This window comes from Devosia sp. XK-2 (genome assembly GCF_037113415.1).
Taxonomy (GTDB): Bacteria; Pseudomonadota; Alphaproteobacteria; order Rhizobiales; family Devosiaceae; genus Devosia.
In genome coordinates this window covers 3,484,212-3,497,038 of the sequence record NZ_CP146608.1, presented here as the reverse complement: position 1 = coordinate 3,497,038, position 12,827 = coordinate 3,484,212, and the positions used below count along the sequence as shown (strand labels likewise).

Sequence of the window (12,827 nt, the reverse complement as noted above, 5' to 3'; positions counted from 1 at the left end):
CTAGGCACCGCGGCCCCTGACGACGACGTCAGCGCGATCGCGTGGATGGGTGGCCATATAGAGCTCAACGCTGGGCAGGAAATAATCCCGCCATTGCCTGTGCCAGGAACGTCCGTCGCGGTCATAGGCGGCAGCGAGTGTCGTTGCCGCATCGCTCTGCACCCAGATTCGCAGGTCATAGAATGGAGATAGCGTTTCGCAGAGCGCCGACACGCCTTCGATCACGACCGGGCCGGCTCCGGCATGTAAGGTTCGGGGCCCTGCGAGTTGCCCCGTCGCCCAGTCATAGGGCTGATAAGTGCAGGTCTGATCCGTAGTGAGCGCCGCTGCCGCCTCCAGAAACTCGGCATATCGCATATAGGGGAATGGATAGGCTGGCCGGTGCGGCCATGGCCAAAGGTCTTCGGGTATGACGAAATCGTCCAGATAGAGGCAGACCGCACCCAATTCCGCCTGCAGGTGCTCGGCGAGGGTCGATTTGCCCGATACAGGCAGACCATCGATCCCTATGGCCCGTTTTCCTTTGGCCAGTGCAAGCGCCTGGGCTGTTTCAATCATTGCCATGTCGCCCCCGCCGCCGCCGCAATTGCGGGATTACCATAAGACGTCCCCGGCATGGGGCGCCACTCAGTTCCCTGGTGGACCGGCGCGATATTTGTCCATCACCATGTCGAGCCGGGCGTTGGTGATATCGGGATTGATCGCCTGCAGGCAGGGCAGAAGAATGGCCTTATTGTTGCGTTCGCGCTGGCCGTTCAGCTCTGCTTCGGTCCGGGCCGGGCTGACGCCGGCAAAACAGGTGGCAAATTGCAGCGGCGTTACGTCGAGTTCGGCCGCAATAGCGGTGACCGGCCGGTTTGCATCGTTGAGTACGGCCTCGGGCGTTGAGACGGCAAAGGCGGGTATGGACACGGCCAGAAGCGGCAGGGCCAGGGCAATCTTGAGCGGGCGAGTCACGTCATTTCCTCCTTTTTTGGGATAGGAGAAAGGATGACGGCAGCCCGCGGCCGGGGACAAGTTAGGGTTTGGTCATTGTTTTGCCCGGCCCGTCACGAACCGGAAAGGCTACGGACAGGTTGGGGCGCTCCTGACACGTGGTGACGGCCCCTGACGATAAGGGAGTGCTCATGAACCAGAAGATGTCTCCCAGAATTGCCCGACAGGTCGCGGCCCTGCCGCTGCGTCCGGATATGCGCGTGCTCGAGATCGGCTGCGGCCCGGGCGTGGCGGCGCGGGCGGTCAGCCATATGCTCGGCTCGGGCAAGATCGTTGCCATTGACCGCTCGGCCAAGGCGATCGCACTGGCCATTGCGGGCTCGGCTGCGGAATTGGCGAGCGGGCGGTTGGAATTCCGGCAGGCGTCCGTCGAAACCTTCCAGCTTTATGCCAATGAATCCCGGTTCGATCTCGCCTTTGCCATGCGGGTGGGCGCGCTGGATGGCCGGCATCCCGAATTGGAACAAGCAGCCCTGACCCAGCTGAAGGGCGCGCTTGGTCCGGAGGGGCTGCTGTGCATTGATGACCGGCCGCCGATCCGCGTCCGCGATCTTGCCGGCTTTCCTTGACTCGTCGTCGGCTTTCCCCTAAAGCCAGCCCGTTCATCAGGCTTTTGCTCCTGACCAGCCGACCGGGGCCCCGCAAGGGTTCCACGATCCCGGAGGCCAACATCCGCCAGCGCGTTGCGCCCGCGGGTGGGTTTTGCATTTGGCCTTATGGACCCTATCTCTTGCGGGATTGGCCTGCGAGCGAAAAGGACGAGACATGTTTGAGAGCTTAAGCGACCGGCTTGGCAAAATTTTCGATGGTCTTCGCGGACGCGGCGCGCTCAACGCGGCCGATGTCGATGCGGCCATGCGCGAAATCCGCCGGGCGCTGATCGAGGCCGATGTTTCGCTCGAAGTGGTCCGCGCCTTTGTCGAGCAGGTGCGCGAGCGCGCCGTCGGCGCCGAGGTGACCCGCTCTGTGACGCCGGGCCAGCAAGTGGTCAAGATCGTCAATGACGAGCTGGTCCAGGTGCTGGGTTCGGACGCTGTCACCATCGACCTCAATGCGCCCGCGCCCGTCACCCTCCTCATGGTGGGTCTGCAGGGTTCGGGCAAGACCACCACAACCGCCAAAATCGCCAAGCGCCTCAAGGACAAGCAGCGCAAGAATGTGCTGCTGGCCTCGCTCGATACGCGCCGCCCGGCCGCCATGGAACAGCTCAAGGTGCTGGGCGAGCAGGTGGGTGTCGATACGCTGCCCATCGTTGCCACCGAGACGCCGGTTGAGATTGCCCGCCGCGCCGAGCGCGAAGCGCGCCTGGGCGGTTATGACGTGCTCATCCTCGATACGGCCGGCCGCACCCATATCGATGAAGAGCTGATGGCCGAAACGGTCTCCATCAAGGAGATCGCCAAGCCGCACGAAATTCTGCTGGTTGTCGATGCGCTGACCGGCCAGGACGCGATCAACGTCGCGCGCAGTTTCGATAGCCGTCTCGACGTGACCGGCATCGTCATGACCCGTGTCGATGGCGATGGGCGCGGCGGTGCGGCGCTTTCGATGCGCGCGGCCACCGGCAAGCCGATCAAGCTGATTGGTGTGGGCGAAAAAATGGATGCGCTGGAGGATTTCCATCCTTCGCGTATCGCCGACCGTATTCTGGGCATGGGCGACATTGTCAGCCTCGTCGAAAAGGCTGCCGAGCACGTCTCCGCCGAAGACGCCCAGAAGATGGCCAAGAAGCTCAAAAAGGGCTCCTTCGACTTCGAGGATCTGCGCAGCCAATTGCAGCAGATGAAGAAGATGGGCGGCATGGGCGGCCTGATGGGTCTGCTGCCCGGTGCGGGCCAGCTCAAAAAGGCCATGGCCGGCGCCAATATCGACGAGAAGGTCTTTGACCGCCAGATCGCCATTATCAGTTCCATGACCAAAAAAGAGCGGGCCAATCCGGACCTGCTCAATGCCAGCCGCCGCAAGCGCATTGCCGCTGGCGCGGGCGTCGAGGTCTCGGAAATCAACAAGCTCGCCAAGCAGCACCGCCAGATGGCCGACATGATGAAGAAGGTCGGCAAGGGTGGCATGGGCGCGCTGGGCGGTATGTTTGGCGGCAAGATGGGGCAGATGATGGGTGGCATGCCCGATCTGTCGAAAATGGACCCCAAGCAGCTCGAAGCCATGGCCCGCCAGGCCGGCGTCGACCCTGAACAATTGAAGGGCCTGCCCTCGGCAGAGCTTCCCGCGCAGAAATCGCTGCCCAGCGACGTCAATGCGCTTTTGAAATCCTCCGGCGGACCGGCTTTGCCCGGTCTTGGCGGAGCGCCCCGTTTCCCTGGCCTGCCGGGCCTGGGCAAGAAGAAATAACCCCGAATATAACAACTCGACTTAACTGACAGGACTGCAAAATGGCTCTCAAGATCCGCCTTGCCCGCGCTGGCACCAAGAAGCGCCCCTTCTACCACATCGTCATTGCCGATGCCCGTTCGCCGCGCGATGGCCGTTTCATCGAAAAGCTGGGCACCTTCAACCCGCTGCTCGCCAAGGACGCTGAAAACCGCGTCGTGCTGAACAATGAGCGCGCCCAGCATTGGCTGTCGCAGGGCGCCCAGCCCACCGACCGCGTGCTGCGTTTCCTGGACGCTGCTGGCCTTGCCAAGCGCGAAGCCCGCAACAACCCGAACAAGGGTGTCCCGGGCGATAAGGCCAAGGAACGCGCTGAAGAAAAGGCCGCTCGCGAAGCTGCGGCCAATGCTCCGGCTGAAGCCCCCGCCGAGGAAGCCGCTTCTGCTGAATAAGCGTCTGGCATTTGCCTGAATGCAAAAGCCCCGGTGGTGACACCGGGGCTTTTTGTTTGTGCGAAGTGTCCTGACTCACTCGATGTCATTCCGGCCTTGGCCGGGGTGACTGCCGATGGTCAGCTGAGATCGGTCCTTATTTCTTCAACTTCGCCAAAATCGCCGCGCCCATTTCTTCGGTGCCGACGGTCTTGCAATTGTCCTGGGCGATATCGCCGGTGCGCAGGCCATCGCTGAGCACGGCCGAGATGGCGCCTTCAACCTGATTGGCCAGCTCGCCCATATTGAACGAATAGCGCAGTGCCATGGCGAAGCTGGCGATCATGGCGATGGGGTTGGCAATGCCCTGGCCGGCAATGTCGGGGGCCGAGCCGTGCACGGGCTCATAGAAGGCCTTGCGCTTGCCGGTCACCGGATCGGGCGCGCCGAGCGAGGCGGAGGGCAGCATGCCAAGGGAACCGGTGAGCATGGCAGCAACGTCCGAGAGGATGTCGCCGAACAGATTGTCGGTGACCATGACGTCGAACTGTTTTGGCGTGCGCACCAGCTGCATGGCGGCGTTGTCGGCCAGAATGTGGTGCAGCTCGACGTCGGGATAGTCCTTGCCGACGCCCTTGACCACTTCGTCCCAGAGCACGCCGGACTTCATCACGTTTTTCTTGTCGGCAGAATGGACTTTGCCGCCGCGGGTGCGGGCCAGGTCGAAGGCCACGCGGGCAATGCGGTCGATTTCATAGGTCTCATAGACCTGGGTGTCCACGGCGCGCTTCTGGCCATCACCCAGGTCGGTAATGGTTTTCGGTTCACCGAAATAGACGCCGCCGGTCAATTCGCGCACGATCAGGATATCGAGGCCTTCCACCAGCTCGCGCTTGAGCGAGGAGGCCGAGGCCAGGGCCGGATAGCAGATGGCGGGGCGCAGATTGGCAAAAACGGCCAGTTCCTTGCGTAGGCGCAAGAGGGCGGCTTCGGGACGGTGTTCATAGGGAACATTGTCCCATTTGGGACCACCAACAGCGCCGAAGATCACCGCATCGGCGGCCTTGGCCTTGGCCACGTCTTCGTCGGTAATGGCCACGCCATGGGCATCATAGGCAGCGCCACCGGCGAGGCCCGAATCCGTCGAGAAATCCGTCAGGCCTTCGGAATTGGTCCAGGCGATGAGCTTTTCCACCTCGACCATGATCTCGGTGCCGATGCCGTCACCGGGCAAAAGGAAAAGGGAATGGGTGGCCATATTGGAACAAGCTCCTTGCCGTACTGGTGGGTACACCTTGAAATTGGTGCCGACATACAAGGTTTTTCGGGGTTTGCGCAAGGCGGCTTCAGTTAAATCCGTTCCGGTCGAACAGCACCCAGAAGGCGAAGATGTTGGTGAGGAAATGGGCCAGGCCGACATAAAAGACCGAGCCGGTGCGCCAGGCGATCCAGTTCCAGAGCAGGCCCAGTCCGGCGGCGCCGCCCACGAGCGCGAGCGCACCTCCGTCAAAGACGATGCCATGGCTCATGGCGAGCGGCACATGCCAGGCCGTGAAAAGGCCCCAGCCCAGCCAAAAGCCGAGACGCGGCCTGTCGCGAAACGTGCCCATGAAACCGCCGCGCCAGGCGATTTCTTCGACCGGTCCATTAATGGTGGCGATCAGTAGGGCCAGATACATTGAGCCACTGGTCAGGATCGAAGTATTGGGCGCGAAATTGACCATTGCCACGAGCCCGGCCTGCGCCAGCAGCAGCGGAATGATCCACCAGTCACGCCAGGGCAGCCTTTCTGAAAACAGGCGCCCGTCATTGCCCTCAAGCGCATGCCAACCGATGACCGGCAGGCAGAAAAAGAGCCAGTAGAAGGTCAGCGCGAAGAGATAGCCATATTGCGGATGCCAATTGGTCAGCGCCGGCACAATGAAAAACAGCGCCCCGATCAGGAGCGCTGCGTGAAACGTGAGGGCGATCTGCTTGCCGGTCTGGTGTGCCGGGGCCCCGTGGTTCGACAAGCTCACCATGGGGCTCTCCACCTCAGCCATGGCTGGTCGCCGCACCGATGCGGGCGGTGACTTCAATCTCGATCTTCATGCCTTCTTCGATCATCTGGACGATGAGCATGGAGGCGGCGGGGCGGATATCCTTGAAGACGGGACCGACCGCGGCCACGACCTGGTCCACGTCAGCGCGGTCGCCAACATAATAGACCACGCGCACCGTGTCCTGGATCGAGGAGCCGGCTTCCTTCAGAGCCTTGTCGATGGTGGCCAGGGCGTTCTTGGCCTGCTCTCCAACGCTTTCGGGCATTTTCATGGTGGCATAGTCATAGCCGGTCGTGCCGGACACATAGACCGTATCCTCATGCCGCACGGCGCGGGAATAGCCAAAAGTGGCTTCGAAAGGGGAACCGGTGGAAACGCGCTGGACCATTGGAGGATCACTTAAGATGTTTGAGAAGGAAGTGCCGGATGTGGCCGGGCGGATAGTCGGCAATTGCGCCGAATTCTGTGAAGCCCAGCTTTTTGTAAAAGCCCGGCGCCTGAAAGCTGAAGCTGTCGAGCCAGATGCCCAGGCATTGTCGCTCCCGCGCTAAAGCCTCGGCCCGTTGCATCAGGGTCAGACCGAGGCCCTGGCCGCGCAGGCTTTTGGGGACCGCGAGCAGTTCAACAAACATCCAACCAAAGAGAATGCGTCCGGTAAGACCCCCATTTGCAGCACCTGTTGCGGGATCACGCAGCGAAAACGCGAAAGGTTCGGGAGGGCCATAGGCTCCACCCGTTGCCTTCATATTGTGGTCGAGCAGGCAGTCAAAAATGGCCGATCGTGTCTCCGGCAGCGGCTCGGGCTCGAAGACGATCTCGACCATGGCGGGCTCAGAGCCAGGGGCGCTCGTTGGCCATCTTGCCTTCAAAGGCCGAGATGGACGGATCGGATTTGAGCGTGCCGGCAATGTCGTCGAGGCCTTCGAGCAGGATATGCTTGCGGGCCGGGTCGATGTCGAAATTGAGCGTGCCGCCGTCCGGGCCCTTGATGGTCTGGCTTTCCAGATCGATGGTCAGGGTGGCATTGGAGCCGCGCTCGGCATCGTCGAGCAGGAGCTTCAATTGTTCGGGTGTAACGACCAGCGGCAGAATGCCGTTCTTGAAGCAGTTATTGTAGAAAATGTCGGCAAAGCTGGTGGAGATCACACAGCGGATGCCGAAATCGAGCAGGGCCCAGGGGGCGTGTTCGCGGCTGGAGCCACAGCCGAAATTGTCACCGGCAATGACGATCTGGGCGTTGCGGTAAGCGGGCTTGTTGAGCACGAATTCGGCGTTTTCCGAGCCGTCCTCGTTGTAGCGCATTTCTGAAAACAGCGCGGTGCCCAGGCCCGTGCGCTTGATGGTCTTCAGGTACTGCTTGGGGATGATCATATCGGTGTCGATATTGATGATCGGCAGGGGTGCCGCGACACCGGTCAGAGTGGTGAATTTGTCCATGGGGCCAACAAACCTCGCTATTGGGCTTGGTCATCGCGCATAAGCAGGGCTGCGGTCAAGGCCTAACCGTACCGAAGCGTACGGTTGGAGCGCCGATGTATCGGTTCCGTCGTCTCCCTCCCCTTGATGGGGAGGGATCAAGGGTGGGGTGGGCCTCGCACACCTTACTCGCGGAGAGACGCCCCCGCCCTGCTCGATAACGGACTTAGCGAAGGGCTAAGTCCTATCTCGCTTCCCTCCCCACAAGGGGGAGGGTGCGAAGGAGCCGTGAGGGGTGCTCAGGGCCAGAATTACGAGTTAAGCCGCCAGGCTCTCCCGCGCCCCGACGCCAAGCATGATGTTGAGGTTCTGCACGGCCGCGCCGGAGGCGCCTTTGCCCAGATTGTCATAGACAGCGCAGATGACGGCCTGATGGAGCGCGTCATTGGCAAAGACATGCAGGGTCAGCGTATTGGTGCCGTTATGGGCCTGCGGATCGAGCGCCGGGGTCTTGCCCAGGTTCGGATCAAAGGGTGCCACGCGGACAAAGCTGTCAGGGATGGCGGCGTAGTAGTCGCTCAGCGCTGCGTGCAGGTCCTTGCCCGTGGGGATTTCGGCAGACATATCGGTGTGGATGGGCAGCGAAGTCGACATGCCCTGGGCAAAATTGCCCACCACCGGCTCGAAGAGCGGCGCCCGGCCGAGCTTGGCGTAATGGGCCATTTCGGGCAGGTGCTTGTGCTGGAAGGTCAGGCCATAGGGCATGTATTGGCTGGCCGCATCGCCCTGCGCCTCATAGTCCTCGATCATCTGCCTTCCGCCGCCGGAATAGCCCGAGACGCCGTGATAGGAGAGCGGAAAATCATTGGGCAGCAGCCGCGCCTCGATCAGGGGGCGGGCAGCGGCGATCAGGCCCTGCGGCCAGCAACCGGGATTGGCGACATAGCGGGCCTTGGCGATTTCCGCGGTCTGGCCGACATCCATTTCGGCAAAGCCATAGGCCCAGCCCTCGGCCACGCGATGGGCGGTCGAGGCGTCGATCACACGCGTTGTGTCATTCTCGATCAGCCGCACGCTTTCCCTGGCGGCATCATCAGGCAGGCACAGGATGGCGACGTCCGCCTGGTTGAGCAGGCGCTTGCGCTCATCGAGATCCTTGCGCTTGTCTTGGGCAATGGAGATGACTTCGAGGTCGCGGCGGCTGGCAAGGCGCTCGCGGATCTGCAGACCCGTGGTTCCCGCTTCACCATCGATGAAAATCTTCGCGACCATGTTTCATGCCTCCGTGTGGGACGCGGCGGTAATGCGGCCAAGCTGTCCCGACGTCAAGACCATAGCGCCCCAAGGATAGATGTGGTTCCGGGGTGGGATTGTCTTTAACTGGGGCGAATGGCACTACTTTGACCAAACGGACAAAACCGGGAGAGGCTCATGACCACGCCGCACAATCACGCCAAGCCGGGCGATTATGCCGAAGCGGTGCTGCTGCCGGGCGATCCGCTGCGGGCCAAATGGATTGCCGAGACGTTTTTCGAGAACCCGAAACTGGTCAATTCGGTGCGCAATTGCCTTGGATTTACCGGCACCTGGAAAGGCAAGCCGGTTTCGGTGCAGGCCTCGGGCATGGGCCAGCCGTCGCTCTCGATCTATGTGCATGAGCTGATCAATGTCTATGGCGCCAAATCGCTCATTCGCGTGGGCACCTGCGGCGGGCTCAATGCCAATGTCAAAGTGCGTGACGTGATCCTGGCGCAAGGCGCCTCGACCGATAGCTCCATCGTCAAGGGCCGGTTCGGGGCCTTCAATTTTGCGCCGATTGCCGATTTCGGTCTGTTGCGCTCGGCCGCGGACAAGGCCGATGCCAGGGGGCTGCGCTATCATGCGGGCAATATGCTTTCCTCGGACATTTTCTACCATGCCGACGGCTTTGCCGGTTACGACAAGCTGCCCGATCATGGGGTGATCGGCGTCGAGATGGAGGCGGCGGCACTCTATACGCTGGCGGCGCGGTTCGGTGTGAAAGCGCTGACCATCTGCACCATGACCGATTGCCTGATCACCCATGAGGAGATCGACGCGGAAGCGCGGCAGACCTCGCTCAAGGATATGGTGGAACTGGCTCTGGACGTAGCGGTGGACGCCTGATGGCGCGCGCAATTCGCATTGCGGACCGCCTCTCAGGCGCCATGGACCGGCGCGACGAGGTGCCCAATGTCGAACTGGCTGAAGAGATTGTCGGGTCCGGGGATAAGGCGGCCATTGGAGAATTGGTCGATCTGGTTCGCGAGGGCACAGTGCGGCAACGCAATGATGCTATGAAGGTGCTCTACGAGATTGGCGCACGCAATCCGGACCTGATCGGGGGCTATTGCCCGGTCTTTCTTGAAGCGCTGGGCAGCCGGACCAATCGTCAGGTCTGGGGGGCGATGCAGGCGCTGGATGCGGTGGCTGAACTCCGCGCCGACGAAATCGCGGCGGAACTGCCCAAAATCATCGAAGCGGCCGATCGCGGTTCGGTCATCGCCAAGGATCGCTGCACGTCCCTCCTGACCAAGCTGGCGCGGGCGGGCTATGCCGAGAAGGCCGTGCCGATCCTGGTGGAGCGATTGAAGGACGCGGCGCCGAACCAGTTCCCCACCTATGCCGAGGAAACAGCCAGCGTGGTGACGCCGGCGGAAAAGCCGGGCTTGATTGAAACCATTCGCAACCGGCTCGAAACCATCAGCCAACGCTCAAAGCGCGCACGCCTTGAAAAGCTGTTAGGTAAACTCAACGGATGAAAGCGTCATCCGCTCTGTCAGCTTTGCGCCGGCACATGTAACGAACATACAAGGAGGCCGATCTTGGCCATTATCGCGATGATCCTGGTGGGGCTGGTGGCCCTGATCCATATCTATATCATGCTGCTCGAAATGATCTGGTGGGCGACGCCGCGCGGCCATAACGCCTTTGGGCTGACGCCCGAATTTGCCGAGCAAACCAAAGTGCTTGCGGCCAATCAGGGTCTTTATAACGGCTTTCTGGCCGCCGGTCTCATCTGGGGGCTGGTCTATCCGGTCGCCGAGTTTGCTTGGCAGATCCAGATCTTCTTCCTCGCCTGTGTGGCGGTGGCTGGTCTTTACGGCGCAGTGACATCAAGCCGCAAAATTTTGTTCGTCCAGACCGTGCCGGCGGTGATCGCGATTATTGCAGTGATGTTGGCGTAAAGATCCCCACCCCGGCTCTGCTGCTGCCCTCTGGGCCAAGCGACGCTACCCTCCCCACAAGGGGGAGGGATTGAGGGTGGGGGGCGGTGTTGCTCCTAGCCCCGGGCCAGCGCCCCCAGCACGCGCACCCAGCTGCGGATGCCGCGGTGATAGCTTTCGAGATCGTATTTCTCATTAGGCGAGTGGATCTGGTCGTCCACATGGGCAAAGCCGATCAGAAGCGTGTCGAGGCCGAGGATCTTTTTAAAATCGCCTGCCACCGGGATGGAGCCGCCCGAACCGGTGATAACGGCGGGCTTGTGCCATTCGTCCGAAAGGCCCTGCAGCGCTTTTTGCAGATATTCGCCATCCGCCGGCACGGTAATGGCCGGCGAACCGCCATGAGGCGTGAATGTCACCGAGCAATCGGGCGGCACCATCTTTTCCACATGGGCGCGGAAGGCGGCGCGGATCTTGTCCGGCTGCATGCCCGAAACCAGGCGGAAGGAAATCTTGGCCGATGCCTTGGCCGGAATAACCGTCTTGAAGCCGTCGCCGGTATAGCCGCCGATCATGCCGTTGATTTCGCAGGTCGGGCGTGCCCAGAGCATTTCGAGCACCGAGCGGCTTTGTTCGCCAGCCGGAACCGAGAGGCCCGCTTCGCCCAGAAAGGCCTTTTCATCAAAACCCAGGCCCGCCCATTGGGCTTTGAGTTCGGGTGAGATTTCGGCCACGTCGTCATAAAAGCCGGGCAGGGTCACCGAACCATCAGGGGCGCGGAGGCTGGCAATAATGTCGGCCAGAACCTGGTTGGGATTGCGGGCCGCATTGCCGAACATGCCTGAATGCAGGTCCTTGTTGGCGGCGGTGATTTCGATTTCATCGGCGACCAGGCCACGCAGCATGGTGGTGATCGAGGGCGTCTGGCGGTCCCACATATCGGTGTCGCAGACCAGGGCGATATCGGCTTTCAGTTCCTCGGCATGCTCGCGCATGAAGGGCGGCAGGTTTTTGCCGCCGCTTTCCTCTTCGCCTTCGAGCATCATCGAAATACGGATGGGCAGCGAGCCGGTGGCCGCTTTCCAGGCACGACAGGCTTCGATAAAGGTCAGCATCTGGCCCTTGTCGTCCGATGCGCCCCGCGCCACGATCACCTTGCGGCCATCGCGCTCAACGATCGCCGGTTCGAACGGATCGGTGTGCCACAGGTTCAGCGGATCGACGGGCTGCACATCGTAATGGGCATAAAACAGCACATGCGGGCCCGGCTGTTCGGGGCCGTGCGCAACCACGATGGGATGGCCGGGCGTGGGTCGGGCGGAGGCAGCAAAACCCAAATCTGTCAGTTCACCGGCGATCCAGTCGGCCGCCTTCTGGCATTCGGCGGCAAAGGCGGGATCGGTTGAGATGGATTTGATGCGCAGAAGGTGAAACAAGCGTTCCAGGCTTTGCTCAAAGCCCTGATCGACGGCGGCCAGAACAGTGTCGATTGGGGCGGGGCTGGTCATGGCGGTCATCCTTTATGCGAATCCGTCTTGGAGCGGTGGCGCACCATCGCGCGGGCCGCGCGGCGCTGTCCAGTGGCATATGGAACGGTGTTATTGTCATACTAATGCGTGTGTGGTTAGGTCTGCCGGTTATATGGGTTGAATGGGGTTGGTATGGACAGGTCCGGTGGACGCGCGCGACATTCGGGGGATCTGATTGCCTCGCTTTCCGGCCGCAATCCGGCGCGCAATCTGCATTCGGACGTGCTTTGGGAACTGGGGCTGGCCATCGTGTCGGGCCAGTATGCCGAGGGCGAAATCCTGCCATCGGACAGCGAATTGCTGGAGCGTTTCAAGGTCTCGCGCACAGTGCTGCGCGAAGCCCTCAAGACCCTGGCCGCCAAGGGGTTGATCGAGGCCCGGGCGCGCATTGGCACGCGTATTTTGCCGCGCAATCGCTGGAACCTGTTCGATGCCGATGTGCTGGCCTGGTTCTTCGAGCTGGGGCCGGAAGTGGGGTTTTTAAGAAGCCTGGCCGAGGTGCGCATCGGTATCGAAATCGAGGCTGCGGCCCTGGCGGCGGAACGCTGCGGCGCCGAGGAGGCGGAGGCCTTGATCGGGTGGGTCGAAAAGATGGCCAGTTCGGAAACGCCGGCCGATTTCGCCCGTTATGACCTCGAATTCCACAAAGCCGTGGCCGAAGCCTCGGGCAATCCGTTCATGGCCTCGATCAGCGCGCTGGTGGAAATGGCCTTGACGGCGGCTTTCACCATTTCTTCCCCCGTCAACGATCCGGCAGCGCTGGAGGTGACGGTCGGCGTGCATCGGCGCATTGCCGAGGCGATTCGCGACGGCGATGCGCAGAGTGCGCGGCTGGCCATGCGCGACGCCATCGCCCAGGGCTTCGACCGCGCGGCCGGGCGGATGGAAAACAGCGAATAG

At 61.8% G+C, this 12,827-nt stretch carries 16 protein-coding genes; 7 read left to right on the top strand and 9 right to left on the bottom strand.

All coding sequences use genetic code 11. The features are described from left to right. Together V8Z65_RS17180 and V8Z65_RS17175 are read right to left on the bottom strand one after the other, a co-directional pair. Positions 1 to 558, bottom strand: a complete 558-nt coding sequence (locus tag V8Z65_RS17180) for a hypothetical protein (RefSeq protein ID WP_338721370.1) — start codon at positions 556 to 558, stop codon at positions 1 to 3. 69 nt (positions 559 to 627) lie between these two features. Continuing rightward, complete coding sequence (locus V8Z65_RS17175; RefSeq protein WP_338721369.1) at positions 628 to 957, bottom strand: hypothetical protein; 330 nt, start codon at positions 955 to 957, stop codon at positions 628 to 630. Between the two features lie 170 nt (positions 958 to 1,127). Here V8Z65_RS17175 and V8Z65_RS17170 point away from each other — a divergent pair, with 170 nt between their 5' ends. The 3 genes from V8Z65_RS17170 to rpsP all read left to right on the top strand — a co-directional run bounded on the left by V8Z65_RS17170 (position 1,128) and on the right by rpsP (position 3,776). Next, positions 1,128 to 1,565, top strand: a complete 438-nt coding sequence (locus V8Z65_RS17170) for a methyltransferase domain-containing protein (protein WP_338721368.1) — start codon at positions 1,128 to 1,130, stop codon at positions 1,563 to 1,565. A 196-nt stretch (positions 1,566 to 1,761) separates the two neighbouring features. Continuing rightward, the gene (ffh, locus tag V8Z65_RS17165) at positions 1,762 to 3,345 is read left to right on the top strand and encodes a signal recognition particle protein (RefSeq protein ID WP_338721367.1); all 1,584 of its coding nucleotides are present in this window, start codon (positions 1,762 to 1,764) and stop codon (positions 3,343 to 3,345) included. Between the two features lie 41 nt (positions 3,346 to 3,386). Next, on the top strand, positions 3,387 to 3,776 hold the full coding sequence (gene rpsP, locus V8Z65_RS17160; protein WP_338721366.1) for a 30S ribosomal protein S16: 390 nt from the start codon (positions 3,387 to 3,389) through the stop codon (positions 3,774 to 3,776). Positions 3,777 to 3,912: 136 nt separating this feature from the next. On the opposite strand, the gene leuB is transcribed toward rpsP, so the two are convergent. The 6 genes from leuB to argC all read right to left on the bottom strand — a co-directional run bounded on the left by leuB (position 3,913) and on the right by argC (position 8,485). Further along, positions 3,913 to 5,013: a 3-isopropylmalate dehydrogenase gene (leuB, locus tag V8Z65_RS17155; protein ID WP_338721365.1), complete on the bottom strand. Its 1,101-nt coding sequence runs from the start codon at positions 5,011 to 5,013 to the stop codon at positions 3,913 to 3,915. Between the two features lie 88 nt (positions 5,014 to 5,101). Next, a complete protein-coding gene (locus V8Z65_RS17150; RefSeq protein ID WP_338721364.1) occupies positions 5,102 to 5,776 on the bottom strand; it encodes a CPBP family intramembrane glutamic endopeptidase in 675 nt (224 codons plus the stop codon). Positions 5,777 to 5,789: 13 nt separating this feature from the next. After that, a complete protein-coding gene (locus V8Z65_RS17145; protein WP_338721363.1) occupies positions 5,790 to 6,185 on the bottom strand; it encodes a RidA family protein in 396 nt (131 codons plus the stop codon). A 7-nt stretch (positions 6,186 to 6,192) separates the two neighbouring features. After that, positions 6,193 to 6,621: a GNAT family N-acetyltransferase gene (locus tag V8Z65_RS17140; protein WP_338721362.1), complete on the bottom strand. Its 429-nt coding sequence runs from the start codon at positions 6,619 to 6,621 to the stop codon at positions 6,193 to 6,195. 7 nt (positions 6,622 to 6,628) lie between these two features. Beyond that, on the bottom strand, positions 6,629 to 7,234 hold the full coding sequence (gene leuD, locus V8Z65_RS17135; protein WP_338721361.1) for a 3-isopropylmalate dehydratase small subunit: 606 nt from the start codon (positions 7,232 to 7,234) through the stop codon (positions 6,629 to 6,631). Between the two features lie 297 nt (positions 7,235 to 7,531). Then, positions 7,532 to 8,485 carry an N-acetyl-gamma-glutamyl-phosphate reductase gene (gene argC, locus V8Z65_RS17130; protein ID WP_338721360.1) on the bottom strand — a complete coding sequence of 318 codons (954 nt, stop codon included), beginning with the start codon at positions 8,483 to 8,485 and terminating at the stop codon, positions 7,532 to 7,534. Between the two features lie 159 nt (positions 8,486 to 8,644). Between argC and deoD the strand changes: the two genes are divergently transcribed. From deoD to V8Z65_RS17115, 3 genes are all read left to right on the top strand, one after another. Continuing rightward, on the top strand, positions 8,645 to 9,358 hold the full coding sequence (gene deoD / locus V8Z65_RS17125; RefSeq protein WP_338721359.1) for a purine-nucleoside phosphorylase: 714 nt from the start codon (positions 8,645 to 8,647) through the stop codon (positions 9,356 to 9,358). Further along, the gene (locus V8Z65_RS17120) at positions 9,358 to 9,993 is read left to right on the top strand and encodes a hypothetical protein (RefSeq protein ID WP_338721358.1); all 636 of its coding nucleotides are present in this window, start codon (positions 9,358 to 9,360) and stop codon (positions 9,991 to 9,993) included. The genes deoD and V8Z65_RS17120 overlap by 1 nt, the downstream gene beginning before the upstream one ends. A 69-nt stretch (positions 9,994 to 10,062) precedes the next feature. After that, a complete protein-coding gene (locus tag V8Z65_RS17115) occupies positions 10,063 to 10,419 on the top strand; it encodes a DUF1304 domain-containing protein (RefSeq protein WP_338724061.1) in 357 nt (118 codons plus the stop codon). A 95-nt stretch (positions 10,420 to 10,514) separates the two neighbouring features. Here the strand turns inward: V8Z65_RS17115 and V8Z65_RS17110 are convergent, their stop codons facing one another. After that, positions 10,515 to 11,906, bottom strand: coding sequence for a M20/M25/M40 family metallo-hydrolase (locus V8Z65_RS17110; RefSeq protein ID WP_338721357.1), 1,392 nt, complete (start codon positions 11,904 to 11,906; stop codon positions 10,515 to 10,517). Positions 11,907 to 12,059: 153 nt separating this feature from the next. Here V8Z65_RS17110 and V8Z65_RS17105 point away from each other — a divergent pair, with 153 nt between their 5' ends. Then, positions 12,060 to 12,827: a FadR/GntR family transcriptional regulator gene (locus V8Z65_RS17105; protein ID WP_338721356.1), complete on the top strand. Its 768-nt coding sequence runs from the start codon at positions 12,060 to 12,062 to the stop codon at positions 12,825 to 12,827.

What these genes read in the sequence shown, in the direction of transcription:
- V8Z65_RS17180 (WP_338721370.1), bottom strand. Translation starts at nt 558, where the DNA reads ATGATTGAAACAGCCCAGGCGCTTGCACTGGCCAAAGGAAAACGGGCC.
- V8Z65_RS17170 (WP_338721368.1), top strand. Translation starts at nt 1,128, where the DNA reads ATGAACCAGAAGATGTCTCCCAGAATTGCCCGACAGGTCGCGGCCCTG.
- ffh (WP_338721367.1), top strand. Translation starts at nt 1,762, where the DNA reads ATGTTTGAGAGCTTAAGCGACCGGCTTGGCAAAATTTTCGATGGTCTT.
- rpsP (WP_338721366.1), top strand. Translation starts at nt 3,387, where the DNA reads ATGGCTCTCAAGATCCGCCTTGCCCGCGCTGGCACCAAGAAGCGCCCC.
- leuB (WP_338721365.1), bottom strand. Translation starts at nt 5,013, where the DNA reads ATGGCCACCCATTCCCTTTTCCTTTTGCCCGGTGACGGCATCGGCACC.
- V8Z65_RS17150 (WP_338721364.1), bottom strand. Translation starts at nt 5,776, where the DNA reads ATGGTGAGCTTGTCGAACCACGGGGCCCCGGCACACCAGACCGGCAAG.
- V8Z65_RS17145 (WP_338721363.1), bottom strand. Translation starts at nt 6,185, where the DNA reads ATGGTCCAGCGCGTTTCCACCGGTTCCCCTTTCGAAGCCACTTTTGGC.
- V8Z65_RS17140 (WP_338721362.1), bottom strand. Translation starts at nt 6,621, where the DNA reads ATGGTCGAGATCGTCTTCGAGCCCGAGCCGCTGCCGGAGACACGATCG.
- leuD (WP_338721361.1), bottom strand. Translation starts at nt 7,234, where the DNA reads ATGGACAAATTCACCACTCTGACCGGTGTCGCGGCACCCCTGCCGATC.
- argC (WP_338721360.1), bottom strand. Translation starts at nt 8,485, where the DNA reads ATGGTCGCGAAGATTTTCATCGATGGTGAAGCGGGAACCACGGGTCTG.
- deoD (WP_338721359.1), top strand. Translation starts at nt 8,645, where the DNA reads ATGACCACGCCGCACAATCACGCCAAGCCGGGCGATTATGCCGAAGCG.
- V8Z65_RS17120 (WP_338721358.1), top strand. Translation starts at nt 9,358, where the DNA reads ATGGCGCGCGCAATTCGCATTGCGGACCGCCTCTCAGGCGCCATGGAC.
- V8Z65_RS17110 (WP_338721357.1), bottom strand. Translation starts at nt 11,906, where the DNA reads ATGACCAGCCCCGCCCCAATCGACACTGTTCTGGCCGCCGTCGATCAG.
- V8Z65_RS17105 (WP_338721356.1), top strand. Translation starts at nt 12,060, where the DNA reads ATGGACAGGTCCGGTGGACGCGCGCGACATTCGGGGGATCTGATTGCC.